Origin of the sequence: Vibrio sp. CUB2 (assembly GCF_001557945.1) — a bacterium.
Classification (GTDB): domain Bacteria; phylum Pseudomonadota; class Gammaproteobacteria; order Enterobacterales; family Vibrionaceae; genus Vibrio; species Vibrio owensii.
Map to the genome: position 1 here is coordinate 407,342 of NZ_LNRB01000004.1, position 16,054 is coordinate 423,395.

At 44.5% G+C, this 16,054-nt stretch carries 16 protein-coding genes; 9 read left to right on the forward strand and 7 right to left on the reverse strand.

Annotation, left to right across the window (positions count from 1 at the left end; genetic code table 11):
* Positions 1 to 1,770: a choice-of-anchor I family protein gene (locus ATB78_RS08770; RefSeq protein ID WP_061008414.1), complete on the reverse strand. Its 1,770-nt coding sequence runs from the start codon at positions 1,768 to 1,770 to the stop codon at positions 1 to 3.
* Between the two features lie 232 nt (positions 1,771 to 2,002).
* Between ATB78_RS08770 and ATB78_RS08775 the strand changes: the two genes are divergently transcribed.
* Positions 2,003 to 2,347, forward strand: a complete 345-nt coding sequence (locus ATB78_RS08775; protein ID WP_005442588.1) for a HopJ type III effector protein — start codon at positions 2,003 to 2,005, stop codon at positions 2,345 to 2,347.
* 60 nt (positions 2,348 to 2,407) lie between these two features.
* Here ATB78_RS08775 and ATB78_RS08780 read toward each other — a convergent pair whose 3' ends face one another.
* Positions 2,408 to 2,716: a cysteine-rich CWC family protein gene (locus ATB78_RS08780; RefSeq protein WP_061008415.1), complete on the reverse strand. Its 309-nt coding sequence runs from the start codon at positions 2,714 to 2,716 to the stop codon at positions 2,408 to 2,410.
* Positions 2,717 to 2,875: 159 nt separating this feature from the next.
* On the opposite strand from ATB78_RS08780, the gene ATB78_RS08785 reads away from it, so the two are divergent.
* Genes ATB78_RS08785 through ATB78_RS08795 form a run of 3 tightly spaced genes read left to right on the forward strand, consistent with a single transcriptional unit; the run spans position 2,876 to position 4,074 of the window.
* Complete coding sequence (locus ATB78_RS08785) at positions 2,876 to 3,556, forward strand: DUF3313 domain-containing protein (RefSeq protein WP_005442584.1); 681 nt, start codon at positions 2,876 to 2,878, stop codon at positions 3,554 to 3,556.
* Between the two features lie 18 nt (positions 3,557 to 3,574).
* Positions 3,575 to 3,790: a DUF3820 family protein gene (locus tag ATB78_RS08790; RefSeq protein ID WP_005433583.1), complete on the forward strand. Its 216-nt coding sequence runs from the start codon at positions 3,575 to 3,577 to the stop codon at positions 3,788 to 3,790.
* Positions 3,791 to 3,831: 41 nt separating this feature from the next.
* Positions 3,832 to 4,074, forward strand: coding sequence for a hypothetical protein (locus ATB78_RS08795; RefSeq protein WP_061008416.1), 243 nt, complete (start codon positions 3,832 to 3,834; stop codon positions 4,072 to 4,074).
* Positions 4,075 to 4,237: 163 nt separating this feature from the next.
* On the opposite strand, the gene ATB78_RS08800 is transcribed toward ATB78_RS08795, so the two are convergent.
* Together ATB78_RS08800 and ATB78_RS08805 are read right to left on the reverse strand one after the other, a co-directional pair.
* A complete protein-coding gene (locus ATB78_RS08800) occupies positions 4,238 to 4,576 on the reverse strand; it encodes a hypothetical protein (RefSeq protein WP_061008417.1) in 339 nt (112 codons plus the stop codon).
* 508 nt (positions 4,577 to 5,084) lie between these two features.
* Positions 5,085 to 5,333 (reverse strand): hypothetical protein, encoded by a 249-nt coding sequence (locus ATB78_RS08805; protein ID WP_005442576.1) that lies wholly within the window; start codon positions 5,331 to 5,333, stop codon positions 5,085 to 5,087.
* 172 nt (positions 5,334 to 5,505) lie between these two features.
* On the opposite strand from ATB78_RS08805, the gene pcp reads away from it, so the two are divergent.
* From pcp to ATB78_RS08830, 5 genes are all read left to right on the forward strand, one after another.
* Positions 5,506 to 6,144: a pyroglutamyl-peptidase I gene (pcp, locus tag ATB78_RS08810; RefSeq protein ID WP_033006762.1), complete on the forward strand. Its 639-nt coding sequence runs from the start codon at positions 5,506 to 5,508 to the stop codon at positions 6,142 to 6,144.
* A 176-nt stretch (positions 6,145 to 6,320) separates the two neighbouring features.
* Positions 6,321 to 6,584: a hypothetical protein gene (locus ATB78_RS08815; protein ID WP_061008418.1), complete on the forward strand. Its 264-nt coding sequence runs from the start codon at positions 6,321 to 6,323 to the stop codon at positions 6,582 to 6,584.
* Between the two features lie 64 nt (positions 6,585 to 6,648).
* On the forward strand, positions 6,649 to 7,635 hold the full coding sequence (locus tag ATB78_RS08820) for a GTP-binding protein (RefSeq protein ID WP_038897120.1): 987 nt from the start codon (positions 6,649 to 6,651) through the stop codon (positions 7,633 to 7,635).
* A 165-nt stretch (positions 7,636 to 7,800) separates the two neighbouring features.
* Positions 7,801 to 9,420, forward strand: a complete 1,620-nt coding sequence (locus ATB78_RS08825; protein WP_061008419.1) for a sensor domain-containing diguanylate cyclase — start codon at positions 7,801 to 7,803, stop codon at positions 9,418 to 9,420.
* A 164-nt stretch (positions 9,421 to 9,584) separates the two neighbouring features.
* Positions 9,585 to 10,877, forward strand: coding sequence for a DEAD/DEAH box helicase (locus ATB78_RS08830; RefSeq protein WP_009704686.1), 1,293 nt, complete (start codon positions 9,585 to 9,587; stop codon positions 10,875 to 10,877).
* A 60-nt stretch (positions 10,878 to 10,937) separates the two neighbouring features.
* On the opposite strand, the gene ATB78_RS08835 is transcribed toward ATB78_RS08830, so the two are convergent.
* The 3 genes from ATB78_RS08835 to ATB78_RS08845 all read right to left on the reverse strand — a co-directional run bounded on the left by ATB78_RS08835 (position 10,938) and on the right by ATB78_RS08845 (position 15,836).
* On the reverse strand, positions 10,938 to 13,928 hold the full coding sequence (locus ATB78_RS08835; protein WP_240537377.1) for a polymer-forming cytoskeletal protein: 2,991 nt from the start codon (positions 13,926 to 13,928) through the stop codon (positions 10,938 to 10,940).
* Positions 13,929 to 14,255: 327 nt separating this feature from the next.
* Positions 14,256 to 15,095 carry an arginase gene (locus tag ATB78_RS08840; protein WP_009704684.1) on the reverse strand — a complete coding sequence of 280 codons (840 nt, stop codon included), beginning with the start codon at positions 15,093 to 15,095 and terminating at the stop codon, positions 14,256 to 14,258.
* A 6-nt stretch (positions 15,096 to 15,101) separates the two neighbouring features.
* Positions 15,102 to 15,836, reverse strand: coding sequence for an IclR family transcriptional regulator (locus tag ATB78_RS08845; protein ID WP_061008420.1), 735 nt, complete (start codon positions 15,834 to 15,836; stop codon positions 15,102 to 15,104).
* Positions 15,837 to 16,054 lie beyond the last annotated feature (218 nt).

Sequence of the window (16,054 nt, forward strand, 5' to 3'; positions counted from 1 at the left end):
TTAAAGCTCAATTCGAAACACAGACGTCGTGCCTGACACTTCATTGCCTACTGCGATAAAGTGTTGTCCGTTACGAGCAAAGTAGTTGATTGACTCTGGCGCCAAATCTCCTGCTTTTGGATTGTAAGTGTCGTTCGCGCATTCGCCATCTTCCACTTCTGTACAAACTGGTTGGCTGTAATCACGACGGTTTACGTAATGCAGGAACTGCGCTTGCTTCGGGTCTGTGATGTCATAAATCATGATGCCGCCTTGACGCTCCAAGCCGATAAACGCGTAGTGACGACCATTGATTTGTGCTACTTCAATCGCTTCTGGCTCAATGCCTTTGTCGTCGCTGCGGTCATCGCCACTGTCATTGCTATCGTTGGTGCTGTTGAAGTTCTTACCTTCATTCATTAATGCGATGGTCGCGAAATCGTCACCACTATCGAAAACCAACTCACCGTTTTCATCCCAAATAGAGAATGAACGGGCACCAAAGGCTTGAACATTGTCTTGTGCAGAAAGCGTGTGCTCAGGCTTAATCACTTTTAGACGCGCGAGTTGCTTGTTATCTTTTAGCGCCTCTGCCAGCGGGTGATCTGCTGCGACTTTTAGCTTCTTACCGCGCACCTCATCAACATGGCTTAAACAGGTGCCTTGTTCAGAAGTATATTCATCTGTACCTAGGTAATCGTCTTCATCCCACTTAAAGCCCGCTTGGTCACATAGAGCTTGTGTTGTTTTGAAGCCATATTCACGACCGTCACCTTCGTTGGCAGAGAGTATGTACGTTTTACCGTTTACCGAGTAGCTGTCGAGAGTATCTGGCATGTACAGACCAACCAGCTGTGGGTAGCTCTTAAAGTTGCCAATGATTTTGTCTTTGTTCGAAGCATCCAGTTTTGAATCAGACCAAGATTTCTCACCCAGGCTCACAATCTTCTCTACCGATTTGATTTCTGGGTTTACGATTGCCATTGCATTGTTCTCTTGCAGTGCAACGTAGATTTTTCCGTTGTCAGCAAAGGTGAGGTATTCCGGTTCTAGATCTTGCGCCACCGTTGCATTTGGACCTGAGATTCGAACATCAGCAGGTAGTTCAGACTTACGTGCCCCATCAAACTCATTGAAACCAATCTGCGTGACTTCTGCTTGGTTTACGCCTTGGCTCAAGTCGATCAATGTGATGCTGCCCTCTGGGTCGACACTGTAGTCACCATTTGGCTCACCTTCGTTTGCTGTCGCAATGTATCTGCCGTCTTTTGAGAAGCCGACCATGTCTGGCAGTGCGCCGGTAGGGAAGGTGGTGATCAGCGACAAATCATCTGAGCGGTACAAGCCAACAATGCCATTCGACTGCTTATTGCTGTTTTCAATCGCTACAGCGACTAAACCATTAAAGACTGCAACGCTGTTTGCCGCACCAATTTCAACGCCTGCCGCTTCGCCTGCGCTGTTGAGATCTATGAATGCAGTTTGTGTTGGTGCGCCGTTGTCATCCATAGAAAGCACATCGACACGTTTTGCTTGAGCGTTGACCACGTAAAGCTTGTCAGTACACGCATCATATTGAACGATTTCTGCTGCCGATGTATCGAATGGTGCGTCAGCGATAGACGTTCCCATAAAGGTCAAACCCTGGATGGATGTCTCTCCAGCAACAGGTGCTAGCGATGCTTTACATTGGGCTGCAAACGAAGAGAGAGAATCGTCAGGTTGAGATGAACATGCGATGGCAAGTGAAGATAATGCCAATACGCCTATTGCCTTAAATGGGGTGGTCATGATATTTCCTTATTAAGCAGATACAATGTTGCTCAATGCACCTAAGTTAGATATCTATTCATTCACTACAACAGTGAGGAATAGTGCATTGATTGATGTGTTATTAAATAAGGCTCTGAATATATTTATGATTTATGACTCTTATATTGGCTTTTGATGAAACAAATGTGTCAGTTTTAATCTGAACGTATGTCGAACACTTAAGATGAAAAGACATTAGGAACTAGAAATAATGGAACTTAAAGAATTTTTGGATGCGCTAGCGGCATCACCTGAGACAGTAGAATTTGAAACGACAATGGCAGCCATTGAGGCAAACTACGCTTTTACGCCAGCGGCTTTTGTGAATGGTGAAACGCAGAATAATGCAGGTGAGAACAACGGCTCGTGCAAGATCTTCGCTTTTGGTCAATTGAACAACCTAAGCAAAGAAGCAACGTTGGCGTGTTTTGGTCGCTTCTACCGTGAAGACGTATTGGCACATCCAGAGAACAACGACCATCAAAACATTCGTAACTTTATGGTGACAGGTTGGGATGGTGTGAAGTTTGAATCCCAAGCGTTAGCGCAGAAATAGTTCGCAGACCTCACCTTCATTTCAATGATAGCCAGTCCGTTATGTCCTATGTTCGGTAGGTTAGGCGACTGGCTTTTTCTCCAAACATTTACGACACAAACAAAATTGTCCCGCTTCTGGCTTGGGTAGATCTCTGGTCTCAATATCAAAGCACCAGCACGTCTCTTTCCCCGCAGCAATATCGCAGTGCGCATTCGTGCCACACTCAGGGCAAGAGTGGGTTGAGTCATTTCCAACCAATTGCTCGATGATCGCGTCTCGTTGAGCATCAGACTTATCTTTCCACAGCACGATTTCTTCCATGGTTCGGTGGCAGCCAGAACAGATTCCGCCGTTATTTTTACAGGCTGCGCGGCAAGGTGACTTCATTACTTTTCTCGTTATGCTTTCCAGTAAGCGGCGTACTTTAACATGAAATTGTGCAGCGGGAAGCTCAATACTTGATTCAACAAAATATCCATTAGGTGAATAAATACTGGTCAAATTTATATGGAATGATAAACTGTATATCCAATTTTAGGAGGCGTCATGTTTAAACCGTATTTTAAGTGCATCACCCTGTCTGTTTTTATCGTTCTTTTGGCTGGTTGTGCCAGAGGTCCTCAAGTCGATGAGACCAAATTTACGTCGTATGAGGACTTTCGACCGGGTCCTGAAGGCAGAGTCGATTTAGTGTGGGCAAGAGATGACATTAAAGATGCGCAAACATTAAAAGCCGTTCTTGATAAATACGATAGCGTACTAGTGGATCGTGTTTTTGTGGTGGTGAAAGATGCTGAGTTGGATGATGAGAGCATTAATGAGTTGTCTGACTACATGGTGATGAGGCTCAAAGAGAAGATCTCGACCAATAAACGCATTGTGGATGAGCCAAGTGACTCAACACTTCGTTTGAGTATCGCGATCAGTAATGTGGAAACGCCCAATCCGATCTTAGCGGTAACAAGCTCTGTACTGCCTTTTGGTATTGGTGTTTCTACAATATCCAAGCTAACAACGGGCGAGCACACCAATGTGGGAGAGGCGACCATTGAACTGCTGGTAAGCGACTCTAAAACGGCGGAACCTATCTTTGCGGTGATAGACCGACATGTTGGCGATAAAGATTTGGATAACATTGTTGACGGGTTAAGTGGAGCGAAAGACGCGATCGACTGGTGGGTTAATCGATTATTTGTTACTTTCGACAACCAAGTTACCCAAATCTAGGTCGTTAGACAAAACGCCATGTTAGAAAAAGAAAATTTAATCAAACTCGCTCGAATGCAAATGCCGTTTGGCAAATACGCAGGGCGAGTACTGATTGATCTTCCAGAAGAATACCTACTCTGGTTTGATAAAAAAGGCTTTCCTGAAGGGGAGCTAGGTGAACTGCTAAAGCTCTGCCTCGCACTTAAAATTGAAGGCTTGGACAGTGTTGTTAAGCCTTTAAAGCGCATGTAGCATGCCACAGAAACTCCCTATTTTTGATTTAAAGAATTACCATGAATTTTGATATTAATGCACTGAAACACCACCAACTGGTCGAAGATGGTCAACTTGAAGGGTGCTACCTTCATCAACCTGCAAAGGGCAGTCAGCAAGATGACAAAGCGGTTTTGGCAGAACGCCAAGCGTTGGAAAAGATGGGGTACAAGGTGATACAGGTTCAAGCGAAAGGCGGGACCACAACGTTTGCCGAAGCGATGCAGGAGTTTGCAAAGAAGACTGGCCACCGGTCTCAGTAATAAGCGGATTCAACCGATTCAATTACCTTCAACTTTTCTCGCAATACCCTCGGTTTCATACAAAAGAGTCAGACTATCAGGCTGACTCTTTTTTCACCCCATTCCTTGCAAGTCATGCTGCTCGCCAGTTAACCGCAGCATTGCCTTTCTTATAGAATTGTTTTCAGTTCATTCGGGTAATAAACGTCTGCTCATCATCCACAAAAGCGACAAAGCCGCCGTGATAGATAAACATTCGCCCGCGTCCCTCGACTAAGCATGCTAGCTGTGGGTTTAAATCTTCTTCGTTAGCTTGGCTTTCAAACGTGCCGGTATCCGTGATTACACCGTCGAGTGCAGGCAAATACCCATAAGTCCGTTTGGCCTGATCAATCAGGCTCAATTCACTGTCGATAGAGAAGCGAGAGGGGATCGCACCAGCGTCTTCGATGAATATAGGTTTCAGTTCTTCAAAGGCTGTAATCACCAGCCAGTCGATGCCGTTAACATGATGGATAAACATAGGGTTGCTCGATAATTTTGATGTGGGGATTCTACCATTATCAGTTGCAGAGCGTCGTAGAAATTTGGTTGTTAAAGGCGATAATTCTGCGCCATTTACTGACATTTAGCCTGCCAACTGGAAATACGCTTGCGTCCGACAGTAAGTTGCAACAACAAGTAGGTGGATGCCTCTAAAAAAGCCCCGTTTAGTCCAAGGCTGTCAAGCGGGCTAAACGGGGCAAACAGAGCAACTAGGATATCTGCTCTGCGATGGTGTCCGGAAACGAAAATTAGCATCGCTTCCGAGATAAATTCTAGGAGTTTCTAGTATGGTTTTGTCAGCAAAATGTCACGACTCGATACCATGCTGACAAGCTTATTTTTTATTTTTGAACAATAGCTTATAAAGCAGGCGAGCATTGTAGGAATGCGCTTAATACACTTACAAATGGCATAAAAAACTCGCTATTTAAGCGAGCTTTATAACTAAAAATGTCAACCCAATCAGGACGGGTCAGAAACACGAATTAATGTTTGCGTTGTGGGCCGTTACGAACGATGTCTTTACCGTTGTCGTAAACGTGCTGAGAAACCCAGCGACCCATGATGAGTTGGTGTTGGTCACCTAGTACTGCGACAAAAGGGCGGCCGTCGGTGTTGGTTGTAGCCAATGCGACACCTGTTACGCCTTCAAGACCCAGTGCGCCACTTTCAATTAGGTGTAGGAAAGCTTCTAGCTCTTCCAATGTTTCGATTACGTGATTATCAATGTTCATCGTCTTCAATCTCTTCGAATTGTCGATATTCAATGGTCGCGTACTCTACCTAAGTTGCTTGCAGAAACCAAGGAAGGATTTGCATACAATAATGCTTGGCGTTATCACGCTAAATTGTTGTAAATTCGAATTCCAATCCTACGTCGAACAAAAATTACAAAGAGTCACATTGATGAAGAAAGTGTTAATCACCGGTTTTGAACCATTTGGTGGCGAGTCCGTGAACCCTGCATTAGAAGCGGTAAAACGATTAGAAGGCAAAAAGCTCAACGGTGGTGAAGTAGTGATTTGCCAAGTGCCAGTAACCCGTTACGAATCCATTGACATCGTGGTTAATGCTATCGAGCAATACCAACCAGACATTGTCATCACAGTAGGGCAAGCCGCGGGACGAGCTGCGATTACACCAGAACGTGTGGCAATCAATGTAGACGACTTCCGTATTCCTGATAATGGCGGTCATCAACCAATCGATGAGCCAGTGTTTCAAGATGGTCCAGACGCTTACTTTACAACGCTGCCCATTAAGGCGATGACAAACGCTTTACAGAAAGCGAGTATTCCATGCCAAGTATCAAATACGGCAGGGACGTTTGTATGCAATCACCTGTTTTATGGTATCCAGCATTACTTGCGTGATAAATCAGTACGTCACGGCTTTGTGCATATTCCTCTTTTGCCAGAACAAGATGCTTCAGGCAACCAGCCAACCATGTCGTTAGATGTCATCGTCGAAGGGTTAGCGCTTTTGGCTCAAGCTGCGATTGACAACGAATCTGACATTGCGGTCACCGCAGGCCAAATTTGTTGATACATAAGCCAAATTTAAATCCTTAGATGAACACCGAGCACCATCAAGCTCGGTGTTTTTGTATCTGTTAAGTCGCTCAAATTTTGTGTGTTATGAAAGGAGTAGCATCGAGTTGTAAAGTGAAAAGTCACATGTATTCACTTTGAACTCTCGTTCAATAAAAAAGGCGAACTATCATGAAAAGCAATAGAAGTAAGATCATTGCCCTTTCCTCTGCGGTTGTTTTCGCTTTGGCTATTGCCGCTCTAAAATTCGAAAGCACCCTCGGACTACTTCCTATCCTCGTTGCGATTGTCGCATTCTTTACCTGCGTGATTCATACCAGCATGCACCTCTCTGGTGTTAAAAATGCAGATGCATTTGGTTATTACCAACAATCACAACAAACCAAAGCGAAAGCACTGCATAAAGGCTTAGACCCTAGCGATAAAAAGCGTTGAAGCATGTCACATTCTCCGTATACTTTGGCAAAGCATTTAAAGCACAAGCTTGTCGGAGAAAAGCATGTCACATCGAGTACCTACCAACATACTGACGGGATTTCTGGGCGTCGGTAAAACCACAACTATTCTGAACTTACTGAAAAACAAACCAGAAAACGAAAACTGGGCTGTATTAGTGAATGAGTTTGGTGAGATAGGTATCGATGGTGCGATGATGACTGACCAAGGAGCGATGATTAAAGAAGTTCCGGGTGGTTGCATGTGTTGTACAGCGGGCGTTCCTATGTCTGTTGGTATCACGGCTTTGCTACGTCAAAAGCCAGATCGCCTTCTTATCGAGCCAACGGGGTTAGGGCATCCAAAGCAAGTGGTTGCGACGTTAACGTCTGAGCAATATCTGCCTTACGTTGATCTTAAAGCAACGATCGCGCTGGTGGATCCACGTAATTTAAGTGACGAAAAGTACCTTTCAAACAAGAACTTTGTTGATCAATTAGACAGCGCCGATGTGGTTATTGGTAGCAAGGTTGACCTGTGTACCAGCCATGACATTGATGTATTCAACGATTGGGTAACGGATCAAACGCCTTCTAAAGTGTTCAGCAAACTGATTCATGACGGTGACCTACCAATTGAAGTGTTGGATATCGAACGCGTGCACGGCAGTGCATCTTCCCACATTGAAGCTCATCATCACGACCATGCGCATCAAGAGCCACAATTCCAATTACCTCCTGGTGAAGCCTTTATCCGTAAAGAGAACAAAGGGCAGGGTTACTTTAGCTGTGGTTGGTTGTTCGGGGCAGAATACACCTTCAACTTCGATCAACTGTTCTCAATGCTGTCTGACCTTACGGCAGAGCGTATCAAAGCCGTAATGAATACTGACCAAGGCTGCTACGCATTCAATGTTGCGAATGGCATCGTATCTGTAAATCAGATGAGTTTAGAAGGTTTTGAGTCTCGCATCGAAGTGATTGACTCACAATTGATGCCTTGGGATCAGTTGGAAGCGATCCTACTTAAACTTTGTGGCATTGCTGAATAAGCACGAATGAATATCAAACAAGGCCCGAGCAGATGCTTGGGTCTTTTTCTATAAATTTTCATTATTGAGACGATAGAAAACTATCATCGTGTCAAATCTATATATATGTGATTTGTATCACTATAATCGCCGGCTTTTCTCATACAACAAGAAACCGGAGACCACTTGAATCCTGCCTTTACTTTCTCTGAATTGAAGTTCTTTTGTTTGCGTTTTGTCGCGATTTTCTTTCTGCTAGTCACCGTATTTGGTGCCATTATCCATTACGACAAGTCCGCGTCAGAAAAAGCAGAGAAGAGCAATATCCGTGTTCAACAAAAAGCGCTTCTAGAGGGCAAGAAACAATACATTGAGTGGGTGATGGGCTCTGTTGTAAGAGAAACCGCTTTGCTATCCGACATTATGGAGGCAAGGCAAGTGTACGACATGGTTGAGCTGCTTCCTGAAGCTAAAAGGGATGTCGAACTAGCGCGATTGAGCACAATCTTGGAGGCCGTTAGCCAAAGAAAAGAAGTGTATGACCAACTTCGTTACTTGGACTTGGAGGGCAATGAGGTGGTTCGTATCAACTTTAATGACGGACATTCTCAGGTTGTACCCGAAGAGCAGCTACAAAATAAACGTCACCGTTATTACTTCAATAAAGCATTGCAGTTAGGTTGTCGAAAAATCTACGTATCGCCTTTAGATCTGAACGTCGAGCATGGTCAGATTGAAGTACCGCTTAAGCCTATGATTCGTCTGGCCACACCTGTTTTCGATGAGGAGGGGAAAAAGCGCGGGATCGTTATGGTTAACTATCTTGCGAAGTACCTTATGGAAGGCATGGCGCTGTTTAATCTCGATATGGGCACCAACTACATGCTGCTCAATAAAGACGGTTACTTTTTGTTTAACAAAGAACATCGCGATACCGAATTTGCGTTTATGTACGATCATCGAAGTGATGAGACGGTCTACAATAGATTTCCAGATTTAGCGGAACAAATTCGTAATACGCTGTCAGGGCAGATTGAAACTGATAAAGGTATCATGACGATTGAGTCCGTTGGTGCCGTAGACCGCATCAATCCATACTGTTTTCAGGATTATCACGTCAGCGAGAACAGCTCGACAGCATGGAAGTTGGTTTCTTACGTCGATTTCAGTGAAAGGAAAGAGATCGCCAGTTCGCAATACGAGCGAAAATGGCTAATGCAAGTTGGCGTGGTCATGAGCATTATTCTGGCTTACTTTATTGCGCGTTTTCAGCTTCGCGCATTTGTAGACAACCAACGCATTCATCATTTGGCTCATCATGACAGTCTAACGGGGCTTTTAAACCGAGCAGCGTTTCAAACTGGTGCGACAGAAACCATATCGCAGAGTGTTAAAACTGGGAAGAAGGTTTGTTTGGTCTATCTTGATCTTGATGGCTTCAAGTTTATCAATGATGAATATGGGCATGCCGCAGGGGATAAAACCTTAGAACATGTCGCATCTGTCATGAATCGTATATTTGGAAGCAAAGCGTTACTAGCACGCTTGGGCGGTGATGAGTTCGCTATCTTGTTGAGCTCTCAAGAGCATATGCAAAACCCAGAGCACTATGCGGCGTCTTTGATTCAATTGATTCAAGACCCAATTGAAGTGTTACCTGATACTTTCCATCAAGTAACAACCTCGATTGGTGGCTGCTACACAAAAGGGCAAGATTGCACCTTAGAAGAGTTAATGCATCAAGCTGACATGGCAATGTACGAGGCGAAGAAGGCAGGTAAAAACCGTTATTTCTTCATTGAATAAGAGAAAACAGAGCTAAAAATATAAGGTGCTGAATCGGGAGACGCATAATTCCCCGAGTTTTTACGCGAACACACGAGAAAAGTGAGATAAATCACTTGAATTCGGGTATAGTGCACGGCTAAATTTTCAAAGCTATCTAGTGGTTTGTTTAAGGAATACGCTCAATGTCATTTTCATCTCAAGGTTTTGCGCCAGAAGTGGTTAAAGCACTGGCAGAATGCGGTTATGAGAAGTTAACGCCAATCCAACAGAAGGCGATTCCAATGGCTCGTCGAGGTCATGATATTTTCGCTACTGCACAAACAGGTACGGGTAAAACCGCGGCCTTCTCTTTGCCAATGATTCAACGTTTGTTGGATAGTGGCCGTAATGCTTCTCGCAAGACAGCACGTGCACTTATCATGGCTCCGACTCGTGAATTAGCAGAGCAAATCGCAGATAACATCAAAGCATACACTAAGTACACGAACCTCTCTGTTGCGGCGATCTTTGGTGGTCGTAAGATGTCTTCTCAGATTTCTGCTCTTGAAAACGGTGTAGATATTCTGGTTGCAACACCAGGGCGTCTAGAAGAGCACATTGAGCAAGGTAACGTTTCAGTAGCAAACATCGAGTTTCTTGTATTTGATGAAGCCGATCGAATTTTGGATATGGGCTTTATCAATGCCGTTCGTAAAATCATGCTAGACGTGGATACCGATCCTCAGATCATGATGTTCTCTGCGACAACCTCTACCCAATTGAATGTACTAGCAAGAGATATTCTACGTAAGCCAAAGCGTATCGAAGTCGAGCGTGCGAACACAACAGCACAAACCGTTGCTCACGTACTTTACCCAGTTGATCAAGAACGTAAAACAGAGCTGCTTTCTGAGCTTATTGGTCGTAAAAACTGGAAACAGGTATTGGTGTTTGTGAACTACAAAGAAACCGCAAACGACGTAGTAAAAGAGTTGAAACTCGATGGAATTAAAGCGGTTGTTTGTCACGGTGACCGTGCGCAAAGTGCTCGCCGTCGTGCTCTAGAAGAGTTCAAAACAGGCAAAGTACGCGTGATGGTGGCAACAGACGTCGCAGCGCGTGGCTTGGATATAGAAGACCTACCGCATGTTGTGAACTACGACATGCCATTCCTTGCAGAAGACTATGTTCACCGTATTGGTCGTACGGGTCGTGCTGGTAAACAAGGTCATGCCGTTTCTTTTGTTAACCGTGAAGAAGAGCTAACGGTAGTGCAGGTTGAAAACCTAATTCAGCAACACATCCGTCGTATTGAGCTAGCGGGCTATGAACCAAAGCAACGTGAATCTTACATCGAGAAGCTAAACTCAAAACCAGCTTTCAAGAACCGTCAAGGTCGTCGTAACAACCCGAACCAATCGGCAACAGACCAAGGTTCTGCAGAGCGTCGCCTAGCTATGGTTAAACGCTTGAAAGCGCGTCGTTCAACTAAGTAACGAACAAAATATAATAACGCCCCTCACGAGAGGGGCGTTTTTGTTTGTGTTGGTAAGCTCTTAGTTCATCCCAATGAAGTTGGGTTCTCCACGATAAATAATGCGATCATTCCCACGATGAATTCCGAACGTGACTACTGTCGGTGGGTTATCTTCGTCCGCGTCACTCTTATCCCAATTGTACTTGAGCCAAGGTAAGTTATTGCCTGCACTGCTCAAGTCTAAATGGAAGCGAACTTGCTCTCGTGCCGAATCGACTTGGCTGGCTACGATATCGTAGGTTCTGCCAGCCAGCATGGTGCCTTCTCCGGATAATAAAGTGTTATCAGCAGGAGAATTGGACCAAATTGGCGTGCGCGTATGATGCTGCCCATTGGCCGTGGTTGCGCTGTCCTCAAAGTGGGTCACGAAGCGACCGTCTTGCCATACTTCTACGTCCAGCGGAACCTTGATTGTCATACCTTGGTTGCCACCAACGTCTTTAAAGTTGAGTCTGCCAAAACGGACATCTGGTTGTTGTTCTAAGATATGGAGATCGTCAAAGAACTCTATCTCATCGACGACATTTGTGTGAATCAGGCCGATTTCACTCTTTGTTGATTTCGAATCTTTGTTGAATGGACCGTCAGGGTATTTCCCATCTGTTGCATCTTTTTCCCAACAAGGGCTATTGTCGCAATTCGGATTTCCTGAGGCTTTTTCGATTGTGAAACTGCCAACGCTAGCGTCACCGACCAAGTTCCATTCGACTGAGTTAGCAGCTGGTGGAATAAAGCGATTAACGTAGTTACTTAGTTCACCTAAATGAAAATGTTCACGAAGGCTGGCATTGAAATACACGTAGTTCTGAATATCTTCTTTTTTGGCATTAAGTGCGACCACGTCATAACTTACGCGCTCAAATGGCTGATTCATATAAATGAAGTCTTGCTTTGTTGGGTATGTCCATTTGGCTTCACGCGCCTTGAAGTATTTAGCGTAAAAGCGGCCAACATTGCGATAGCCGGTGTTGACGGTCATATCTAAATACTGACTGTCCAAGTTAGCTTTAATCTTCAAGCTACCAACTTCTTCCCAGTATAAGTCTGAGAAGGTGTATTGAGAGTTCTCGCTCTCGGTATGGCTACGAGTGAGTGATGAACTACTCTCCAATAACTTCCTCGCCTGACTTGCGGTTTCAGTGGGTGTTTTTTGCTTACTGCTTAAAACGATACTGGCTGCTGGGGCGTCTTCCAACATGAAGTTATGGGTGACGTCAGCACTGCAGTAGCTTGTCGTATTAACTTCTCCAGTTAATGAACCGCCACTTTGCCAGACGATCGGCTTCACTGTGAGGGAAAAGTGTTCGCCGGCAGCAATAAAGCCCGGTCCACTTTCGGAAGTACCAGAGGCCAGTGCTGTTGAACCATCACAGATGGCTAGCGTCCAAGGTCGTGACTTCACATTAAATGTACCTACAACCTCTACCGAACCTTCATCTGGACACTCCTGAAAACCTGTACATTCGAAAGTATCGAAGAGCCTGACGGAGAACAGACCTGATTCATTGGTAATTAAACCATGACTGGACAGGCCGTCTTTGAACTCGGCAGAGTAACTGAAGTTTCCTTCACTGCCGGCTACAGGTTTGATGAGAGGATGGGTGACCTGGGGCGTTCCGTCGTAATTTGTCGCAATAATCTGTTCACCCGTTGCAGCACAAGCCAATAAACGCGTATTCACTGTCTTTGATTTACCAGCAACAACATGGATTTCATCAAGCGAGCTCAGATCTTCTGCATAAGCTTCGAACATGTATGGCGTAAACATAAACTGTACTGTCTGCGCCTTGTTCATGTCATCGATCATGGTAAAACTGAGGGTGTAATTTGAATCGAGTGAGATAGCGTCGATATCGTTAGGTACGACTTTGACGACTAACGTACCGTCGTCTTTTGAGATGAAGTTAGAATCATCAATTTTCTGTTTTCCTTCAACCATCTCCAGTGTGAATAAGTCCGGGTGGGAGAGGGAGGCTAATACCTGAGCACTGGTGACTTCACCATTGTTGGTTGTGGTTACAGTAAACTGAGGCAACTCATCACCACACATCAACGCCATGTCTTCTGTTGGTGTGACAACAAGGTCGAAGTCATCTTCTGATGGTGGGGTAATTTCACAAACCGGAATCGTTTCTGGAACCGTGCAAACTTTCGGGCTTTGGTTTGCGTAATCACAGTTAGGGTCTTGTATTCCACAGAAATGCTTAAAGTTAGTTCCTGCATCAAGGCTAGCAGTGACCTGCCCACATACTGAAACATCGGTGCTATTCATCGAAAAATGGTGTGCAGTGATAGCTTGTCTATCAGCATAAACGTTTGTTGCTTTGAAGCCTGTATCTACGGTATGACCAAGAGATGTTATTGAGCCGAATACTTCTACATTGTTTAGCTCAATTGTCGACCTCGCGTTGATGTCACCCACGACAACAGGCCGGTTAGATGAATCAGTATCCGTCGTATTGATCGTTACATTGGTGCCTGTTGACTCGATGTTTCCGCAGAACATACCTGATTCAATATAAACTTCACTTTGAGCGATGATTTCACCATTTAGAACATTTCGCGTACCGTGAAATTCAACTGACCGACCATTAGCTCCAACGCCATTTGTTTTTATTTTTCCTTTGACTTCACTGTTCGTAATTTGAATGGAGCCGAGTGCAGAAATATCGCCAAGAACGTAGCTATTTCCTTCCACTTTGAGCCAAGTGCCTAAAGCGTTAATGTTAATTGGGTTGTCTGTGGCTCCAACGATATTCGAGCCTTTCAAGGTAATCGAACTTTGGGCGGTGAGTGTTGCTGCGTTGTGGTTTCTGTTGAGAATCCAATCGCCAGCTTGTAGTTCAATACTAGTACTACAGTGGTAGGTGGAACCTGTAACAGTAATGCTGCCATTAGGGCAAAAGCTAACCACGTCGCCCGTTTTTATGTCAGCTAAATCAAAGACGTTTGCCAAACAGAGTGGAGAAAGTACTGACGCCAGTGTGATGACTGTGTGTTTAAGCATCATCAAGTATCCTAAATCTAGTGGAACTTAATGGCACCAAGCGAGAGTGAGTAAAATACTCACAGAAAAGGCATAAGCGTTCTTATTTTGATTTTATATGTCGCTTACTTATTGAACTGCGGTGTTTTTTTATTCGTATGTCATACCAAGTTCATATGTCAGGTATTAAAGCTTGAGTGTGATCTTAGTTCAAGTCTTGAGGCTGAAGTGTGTCGCACTTTTGAGGGAATAAATTGTTAGAAAATAATAAGAAAGGGTGATTTAGAGGTGATAGCTAGAGGTTAGAGATAAAGCCAATTCGGACGATGGCTCTATCTCTTTAAAAACGGACTAAGCTGCATGGTCAATCAGTGGTGCCATTTGGTACAACTCTTCAAGGATTGCTTTGGTTTGCTTCGAGTAAATAAGACGATCTCGATCACCGACTAACTGAATCGCTTTTATCTTTCCTGAAACCAAACACAGCCGAATGGTACGAAGTACCATCTGAATATCCAACGCAGGCGTGCCGTCTAAATTGTTTTTCGTTAATAGTGACGCTAAATCAATCGACATGACGATTTGATCGCAATGATCAAGATAGTTGCCCACATGCTGCTTAAGATGATTGCGGTAGCGGAAAGTAAACTCTCGGTCTGTTACCCAATCACAACCTTGGTCTTCGGCGTATTCCCATGCTTCTTGCTTGGTTTCTTGTTCGCTCACACCTGCGAAAAATAGACGGACATTTTGGTAACGAGACAAGGCAAAGTGAAAGGCTGAGCCAATTCGCGGCTCCAGTGTCGCATTGAGGTTTATTTTATGGCCAATATTGATGATACCTATTTCATCGTTATCACAAACAACGACCGGTAACATCGACAGAATAGCTTCAGTGCAATTTGATAGAACAACAGGAATAGAATGGCGTGACAAAGATAAGCTCAGGGCTTCTTGAAAGTCACCATTATCGATTTGGTGATGAGAAAAATGGCCAAGGTTAGCGGCAGAGACCTGATCATGTTGTTGGTAAAGCCAATCACTGGCATTTTCTAAACTCTGGTCAGCTAATTCAAACGTTCCATGGCTCATCGGGGCTAAATGCTCACATACCGTCATAAATGAAAAAGGGTAGTGGTGGATAGGTTTACTAGCTCGATGAAGTTTGTAACGTTTGAAAAAGCTCAACATGGTGAATTACCTTTCTGGCGGCAACGCCCTCGCTGCCTGCAACACATGCAAAATGATACGCTGCTTATCCTTTTCGACTCGGTGGGCCGGAGCCATCACAGAGACTGCACCAATCAACTTACTTCCTTTCATGACTGGTGCGCTGATGCCAGATACACCAGGATCAATTTCTGATGTACTAACAGCGTATCCGTTCTTACGGATGGTGCTGAGCTCATGTTCCCACTCGCTGAGACGATGATCTTGCCCAAAATGACGCAAGATTTTTTCGCAACGGCTTTGAGGCATGAAAGCCAGCATCACCTTAGATGAGGCGCCACGAAGCAATGGTTGACTTTGACCCTGGACGTAGCTGCATCGAAGCGCCTGCATACTCTCTTTTTGTCTGACACAAAGCGCACGATAACCAGATGGCACCATATAAGCCGCCATTTCACCCGTTTGCTGAACCAAGCGAGCAAGGATGGTTTCCACCATATCTAAACCGTGCTGAGCGGTTTCATAGCTGTGCATTAACAGTAGGGCGGCAGGACCAACTACAAATGTTTTGTCGTGTACGCTTTCTTCAATCAGGTTCCACTCTTTAAGTAGCTTCAAGTGTCGATAAAGACTGCTCAAAGGCACATTCAGTTGTTCACTGAGCGTTTTCGCAGAGACTGGGAACTGACTAACTGCGACTTGCATTAGCAATTGCAGCGCCTTTTCGTTTACCAGATTAGCGTTGGCTTTGTTTGTCGTCATGAGCGTGTTGTAACGTGATAATGGGTAGGCAACAACTATAATTCTTAATAGCTGAGAAAAGGAAAATAATTAGAAATGGATATTCTCACACAGTGAGAAAATAGCCTATTAATGTTTTCTTTGCCTGAGTTGGGTGCCAACGGGAATCTGACTGACAAGGTATCCATGTCTCTATGACCGACTTGGGAAGAAGGGAGATAGGCAAATTTTGTGTGAAT

What these genes read in the sequence shown, in the direction of transcription:
- ATB78_RS08770 (WP_061008414.1), bottom strand. Translation starts at nt 1,770, where the DNA reads ATGACCACCCCATTTAAGGCAATAGGCGTATTGGCATTATCTTCACTT.
- ATB78_RS08775 (WP_005442588.1), top strand. Translation starts at nt 2,003, where the DNA reads ATGGAACTTAAAGAATTTTTGGATGCGCTAGCGGCATCACCTGAGACA.
- ATB78_RS08780 (WP_061008415.1), bottom strand. Translation starts at nt 2,716, where the DNA reads ATGAAGTCACCTTGCCGCGCAGCCTGTAAAAATAACGGCGGAATCTGT.
- ATB78_RS08785 (WP_005442584.1), top strand. Translation starts at nt 2,876, where the DNA reads ATGTTTAAACCGTATTTTAAGTGCATCACCCTGTCTGTTTTTATCGTT.
- ATB78_RS08790 (WP_005433583.1), top strand. Translation starts at nt 3,575, where the DNA reads ATGTTAGAAAAAGAAAATTTAATCAAACTCGCTCGAATGCAAATGCCG.
- ATB78_RS08795 (WP_061008416.1), top strand. Translation starts at nt 3,832, where the DNA reads ATGAATTTTGATATTAATGCACTGAAACACCACCAACTGGTCGAAGAT.
- ATB78_RS08800 (WP_061008417.1), bottom strand. Translation starts at nt 4,576, where the DNA reads ATGTTTATCCATCATGTTAACGGCATCGACTGGCTGGTGATTACAGCC.
- ATB78_RS08805 (WP_005442576.1), bottom strand. Translation starts at nt 5,333, where the DNA reads ATGAACATTGATAATCACGTAATCGAAACATTGGAAGAGCTAGAAGCT.
- pcp (WP_033006762.1), top strand. Translation starts at nt 5,506, where the DNA reads ATGAAGAAAGTGTTAATCACCGGTTTTGAACCATTTGGTGGCGAGTCC.
- ATB78_RS08815 (WP_061008418.1), top strand. Translation starts at nt 6,321, where the DNA reads ATGAAAAGCAATAGAAGTAAGATCATTGCCCTTTCCTCTGCGGTTGTT.
- ATB78_RS08820 (WP_038897120.1), top strand. Translation starts at nt 6,649, where the DNA reads ATGTCACATCGAGTACCTACCAACATACTGACGGGATTTCTGGGCGTC.
- ATB78_RS08830 (WP_009704686.1), top strand. Translation starts at nt 9,585, where the DNA reads ATGTCATTTTCATCTCAAGGTTTTGCGCCAGAAGTGGTTAAAGCACTG.
- ATB78_RS08835 (WP_240537377.1), bottom strand. Translation starts at nt 13,928, where the DNA reads ATGATGCTTAAACACACAGTCATCACACTGGCGTCAGTACTTTCTCCA.
- ATB78_RS08840 (WP_009704684.1), bottom strand. Translation starts at nt 15,095, where the DNA reads ATGTTGAGCTTTTTCAAACGTTACAAACTTCATCGAGCTAGTAAACCT.
- ATB78_RS08845 (WP_061008420.1), bottom strand. Translation starts at nt 15,836, where the DNA reads ATGACGACAAACAAAGCCAACGCTAATCTGGTAAACGAAAAGGCGCTG.